This window comes from Heminiphilus faecis (genome assembly GCF_008728965.1).
Taxonomy (GTDB): Bacteria; Bacteroidota; Bacteroidia; order Bacteroidales; family Muribaculaceae; genus Muribaculum; species Muribaculum faecis.
The window spans coordinates 1-4,913 of record NZ_VSMC01000049.1 but is presented as its reverse complement, the minus strand read 5'-3'; the positions used below and the strand labels follow the sequence as shown (position 1 = coordinate 4,913).

Annotated in this window: 7 protein-coding genes; 6 read left to right on the top strand and 1 reads right to left on the bottom strand. The window is 43.0% G+C overall.

The features are described from left to right. Nucleotides 1-33: 33 nt before the first annotated feature. Entirely contained in the window at nt 34-1,659 is a 1,626-nt protein-coding gene (istA, locus tag FW767_RS12685) for an IS21 family transposase (RefSeq protein WP_235898130.1), read from the bottom strand. A gap of 276 nt (nt 1,660-1,935) precedes the next feature. On the opposite strand from istA, the gene FW767_RS12680 reads away from it, so the two are divergent. The 6 genes from FW767_RS12680 to FW767_RS12655 are packed head-to-tail and all read left to right on the top strand — an operon-like array spanning nt 1,936 to nt 4,810. After that, entirely contained in the window at nt 1,936-2,304 is a 369-nt protein-coding gene (locus tag FW767_RS12680) for a BlaI/MecI/CopY family transcriptional regulator (RefSeq protein ID WP_010801752.1), read from the top strand. Between the two features lie 15 nt (nt 2,305-2,319). Next, nucleotides 2,320-2,988 (top strand): hypothetical protein, encoded by a 669-nt coding sequence (locus tag FW767_RS12675; RefSeq protein ID WP_010801753.1) that lies wholly within the window; start codon nt 2,320-2,322, stop codon nt 2,986-2,988. 10 nt (nt 2,989-2,998) lie between these two features. Beyond that, a complete protein-coding gene (locus FW767_RS12670; RefSeq protein WP_010801754.1) occupies nt 2,999-3,268 on the top strand; it encodes a zinc ribbon domain-containing protein in 270 nt (89 codons plus the stop codon). A gap of 2 nt (nt 3,269-3,270) precedes the next feature. Further along, nucleotides 3,271-3,732 carry a VOC family protein gene (locus tag FW767_RS12665; protein ID WP_010801755.1) on the top strand — a complete coding sequence of 154 codons (462 nt, stop codon included), beginning with the start codon at nt 3,271-3,273 and terminating at the stop codon, nt 3,730-3,732. An 11-nt stretch (nt 3,733-3,743) separates the two neighbouring features. Continuing rightward, nucleotides 3,744-4,496, top strand: a complete 753-nt coding sequence (locus FW767_RS12660; RefSeq protein ID WP_010801756.1) for an inositol monophosphatase family protein — start codon at nt 3,744-3,746, stop codon at nt 4,494-4,496. Next, nucleotides 4,493-4,810, top strand: coding sequence for a hypothetical protein (locus tag FW767_RS12655; RefSeq protein ID WP_235898128.1), 318 nt, complete (start codon nt 4,493-4,495; stop codon nt 4,808-4,810). Before FW767_RS12660 ends, FW767_RS12655 begins: the two co-directional genes overlap by 4 nt. The last annotated feature ends 103 nt before the right edge of the window (nt 4,811-4,913 follow it).

Here is a 4,913-nt window from a genome sequence, read left to right as displayed (position 1 = left end):
TAGAGAATTAAAAGGGTAAAATAAAATTGACCCCTAACACCAGGACTTTAAAGGGTCAATCATATTATGGCCAAGGTGGGTAAATTCTGTTTGGCCAAAAGGGTCAAAGTAGAGTGGCTTTTCCAATTGATAATATTCTTTTCCTCTGATATTCTCATGGGAAGGCATCTCCGTTTCTTGCCCGGCACTGTCTTCCAACGGGAACTCATCCTGCCGGTTGTTAAGGATGCGCTCGATGATGGGATAATTGTACAGACCGTAACTTGTAGCCCAACGGCAGGCATTGGTCAATCGGGTGTTGCCGACCCTGCGTGCGAAGCTAAGAATGCCCTGACACGATTTATAGGCTTGCTCCGGATGCTTTTTCTCTTCCATAACCTGACGGATATATGCCTCCACATCCGGATGAATAGCCGCCGCTTCACGTATAAATTTATCCGGGTTCCATTCCGTGATATAGCGATGGTGTGAAGCCAGGTGCTCTTCCAGGGTCGTGTACCGGCAACGGGCCCTGTTGCGGGTATGGGAAGCAATCAGCTCGTAGCCGTAATAGATGCATACCTCGCGTGAGGTATATAACAAGATGACCTTCTTGCCTATATAGCCGCAAGGCACACTGTAGTAATGGGCGTCTTCCCCCAGGCGGACATGACCGTTTTTCATCACGGTAGCCCTGTAACGCTGTTTGAGTTCAAAACGGATGGGATTGAGCTTGCGTAAAGAATCACGTTCTATCTCCTCGAACTGTTCCCGTCGACTGTATTTACGGTCTGTCAGCGGAGTGTTGTTGTGGAGTTCCAAGGCGACACGGATAGCCGCGTTCAGTGAATCAAGGTCATAAAACTCGCGTTCCTGTATCTTTGGATAGATACTGCGATAGATCAGTTTAACGGCACCCTCGACCAGTGCCTTGTCACGTGGCTTGTAAGCCCTGGCGGGAATTACGGTACAGCCGTAATGTTCGGCAAAGGCTGCAAAGTCCTCATTCAGGATGGCCTCGTATTTACTGCTCTTAGTAACGGCGGACTTGAGATTGTCCGGGATGATGGCGGAGGGAGCCCCCTGGTAGTATAACAAGGCGTTTTCCGAAGCACGGATCAAGTCCTCCTTTTTCTGGCTCATGACCGCTTCCACATAGGTTAACTGGCTGCAGGGAAGGATCGCGACAAAAACCTCCACCGGGATGATTTCGCCCGTCTCAAGGTCGATGATGGAGAGTTTGTCACCGGCGAAGTCTATGAACACTTTATCACCGGCCTTGTGTTCAAGATGCATGATGGGACGGCTGCAGGCTATATGCTGCTGAATCAGAATATAGAAGCGGGTGCGTCCGTAACCATCCGGATGGGAAGAGAGGTACTCACGATGTAAAGCCTCACGGGTAACACCTTTCTTCTGAAGCCGCTTGCAATATTCGGGCAACAACGACTTTAGTTCTTCCATCCGTTCGCTTTCTGTCTTTACTCTGGTCTTTTCGTGGAATAACTCCGAGAGTTCCTGGTCCGATAGAGACAGTACTCCTTCATAATCCAAACCGCTGCGCTGAAATACCTGTAAGTATTTCTTGACCGTATTGCGCGAAACGGTTAACATACTGCTGATACTTTTGGTCCCATAACCCTGAGAGTAACAGCGTAACACTTGACGAATCTTTTCCATTCCTAATTGTCTATTGGGCATAACTGACTTTTATTCGTTTTTAACAAACAAAATAGAATTATAGATCGAGTAAACAAGAATGAAACTCACTTTTTAGGGGATCATTTTAAAGTGAATTTAAGGGGGCACTTTCGAGTGAATTTGGGGGATCACTTTAAAGTGAACGGAGGGGGGCAATGGTGAGTGAATTTTCCAATAAAGGATAAAAATAGGTGAATTTGCTTGGTTGACTAATTTATTTAGACTAACTTTGCATATACTAAATTTCATTTGATGATGGAACAACTTACTAAGCGTGAAGAAGAAGTGATGAACAAGTTTTGGGAGAGGGGCGAAGCTACCGTCAAGGAGATTATAGCCACTTATCCTGAACCTCGTCCAAGCCGGACTGCCATATCTACATTTGTGAAGTTTCTTGTCGAGAAAGGCTTTTTAGGGCATAAGCCGGCAGGGAACAACGGGTTCATATACTACCCACTCATAGAACGGGATGAGTATTGTGGCAACAACCTGAAGAATGTAGTACAGAGATATTTTAATAACTCTATTCGTGGTGTGATAAGCACTCTTGTAAGAGATAGGAAAATGTCGGATGATGAAGTTCGGGAGTTGATAAATCAGGTAATTGAAGGAAATCGCCAATAATAAAATTGAAAAGATATGGGTAATAATTTATTAGAGCAATGCCATAAAATTAAGGAAGAAATTTCCAATGAAACCACATTTCATTTGGGAATTGAAAACTTATTGTCTTTGCGTACCCAATTATTTGATATCTTAGCGCAGTTCAAAGTGGAATTATGTCGTGCTGATTTCAATGCTATCCCATTCATTGGAGAAGACGGTTTTCACAGCAAGACAATTGCCTATTCCATCTGGCATATATTCCGTATCGAGGATATTGTTACCCATACTCTAATCAACAAGGACAATCAGATATTCTTTTCAAGGGATTATAAAAGCTCGATTGGCTCTCCAATTATCACAACGGGTAACGAGCTTGAAAAACAGGAAATATCAGATTTCTCCAAAACATTGAATTTAGATGCGCTATATGAATATGCTGAATCTGTAAAAGACAATACCAGCCTATTGTTGAAAGAGCTTTCTTTTTGCGATTTGGAACGCAGAATGACTGATGAGGATAGGGAAAAACTCAAATCACTTCATGTTGTGAGCGACTCTGAAAATGCCCGGTGGTTGATAGATTACTGGTGTGGTGAAAATATCCGAGGTCTTATAATGATGCCTTTTTCCGAACATTGGTTGGCTCATATTTATGCGAGTTGGAAAATTAAATGCGCATTAAAAGGAATATCAAACAACTAAATATATGAATATGGAACAAAAATTTTGTCAAAGTTGCGGTATGCCGTTAACTGACAAAGATAAGGGAATAAATGCCGATGGCAGCCGCAATGATGATTACTGCAACTATTGTTACATGGATGGCCGGTTCACGCAGGACTTTACAATGGAGCAGATGATTGAGCATTGCGCTCGGTTCACCGATGATATAAACAAGTGGTCCGGAGAAAATATGACCGTGGAACAGGCTAAAGAGATGATGCGCCAATTCTATCCCAACCTCAAACGCTGGAAAAAATAAATATGAGATATTGTTGTACGGTTTTATCCGTGTCAGATATAAGCAAAGCCCGAAGTTTCTACGAAAACATATTCGGGTTGGAAGTCTGTCAAAATTATGGACGAAATATCCTGTTCTCCTGCGGTCTGGCTTTACAGCAGAATTTCGATTGGCTTATTGGCGTACCCAAAGAAAAAGTTCATAAAAAGTCAAACAATGTTGAAATCGTCTTTGAGGAACGTGATTTTGATGGCTTTCTGCAAAAGCTGAAAGGCAATTCGTCAATCGCATTCTTAGGTGAAGTCGTTGAGCATGATTGGGGACAGCGAGTAATCCGCTTTTACGATTTGGATGGGCATCTAATAGAAGTCGGTGAGGAAATGAAAATGGTCATAGAGAGATTCATTTCTAATGGAATGACTTTGGAAGAAGTTTCCAAGAGAATGGATGTTTCTGTCGATGACCTGCAAAAACTATTGAATTAAACCCTATAAATATGGATATACAACGTATAATCAGCTTGGTCAAAGAGACTAAGGGGATAATCACAAACAGGGAAATGGCAGCCCTTGTGAAAGAAAAAGGAGTAGCCGATTACGTTACTCAAGTGGATGTCGCCGTTCAGGATTTCTTGAAGAAGGCATTACATACACTTGCGCCGGACATACAGTTTCTCGGAGAGGAAACCGGCTTACAGCGTATGGATACAGACAGCTACTGGATTCTTGACCCTGTTGATGGCACTACCAACCTCATGCACGACTATCAGCATAGTGTGGTGTCGTTAGCTCTTTGTAGTCAGAAAGAGATAGTAATGGGCATTGTCTATGATCCGTTTCACGATGAACTTTTTTCTGCTGTCAAGGAAGAAGGAAGTTTCTTGAACGGCAAGCCCATACACGTTTCATCTGCCACAAAACTATCGGAAACCATCATAGGCATCGGCACTGCAAAAAGAGAATTAGCGAAAGAAAACTTTGCCCGATTTCTGAAAGTTTACGAAAATTCCCAAGATGTCCGAAGACTTGGCTCAGCCGCTTTGGAGTTGGCATATACAGCCTGCGGCAGACAAGGCGGATATTTCGAGATATATTTGAATCCGTGGGATTATGCGGCAGGGATGCTTCTGGTACAAGAAGCCGGAGGAAAAGTGACTGATTGGAACGGGAATGCGCTTGACCCGGCTAAAGGAAGTCACGTCGTAGGAACAAACGGGCAAGTCCACGAAGAAATACTCAAATTATTATGAATGTAAAAGAAGTGTTGCAACAATTCGTTGAAGGTGCAACCGATCTGCGGTTTAATAACGTGGAGGTTACACCGGAAACAATACACGCAATCATGATAAATGAGATTGTTCCGTCACATCCGGAAGAGGACTTCTATGGAAAATCAGATGCGGCGTATATGACAACGACAATTCCGTTGTTCAAAAAAGCCGGGATAGAGGTAGATTCTGTGCAGGATATTCTCAACAAGGGGATTTATATTACCAATGCGGTTAAAATACCCAAAAACGGATATGTCGTTTCAAAGGAAAGTGGAAAAGCCACTCTACTTTGACCCTTTTGGCCAAACAGAATTTACCCACCTTGGCCATAATATGATTGACCCTTTAAAGTCCTGGTGTTAGGGGTCAATTTTATTTTACCCTTTTAATTCTCTA

What these genes read in the sequence shown, in the direction of transcription:
- istA (WP_235898130.1), bottom strand. Translation starts at nt 1,659, where the DNA reads ATGGAAAAGATTCGTCAAGTGTTACGCTGTTACTCTCAGGGTTATGGG.
- FW767_RS12680 (WP_010801752.1), top strand. Translation starts at nt 1,936, where the DNA reads ATGGAACAACTTACTAAGCGTGAAGAAGAAGTGATGAACAAGTTTTGG.
- FW767_RS12675 (WP_010801753.1), top strand. Translation starts at nt 2,320, where the DNA reads ATGGGTAATAATTTATTAGAGCAATGCCATAAAATTAAGGAAGAAATT.
- FW767_RS12670 (WP_010801754.1), top strand. Translation starts at nt 2,999, where the DNA reads ATGGAACAAAAATTTTGTCAAAGTTGCGGTATGCCGTTAACTGACAAA.
- FW767_RS12665 (WP_010801755.1), top strand. Translation starts at nt 3,271, where the DNA reads ATGAGATATTGTTGTACGGTTTTATCCGTGTCAGATATAAGCAAAGCC.
- FW767_RS12660 (WP_010801756.1), top strand. Translation starts at nt 3,744, where the DNA reads ATGGATATACAACGTATAATCAGCTTGGTCAAAGAGACTAAGGGGATA.
- FW767_RS12655 (WP_235898128.1), top strand. Translation starts at nt 4,493, where the DNA reads ATGAATGTAAAAGAAGTGTTGCAACAATTCGTTGAAGGTGCAACCGAT.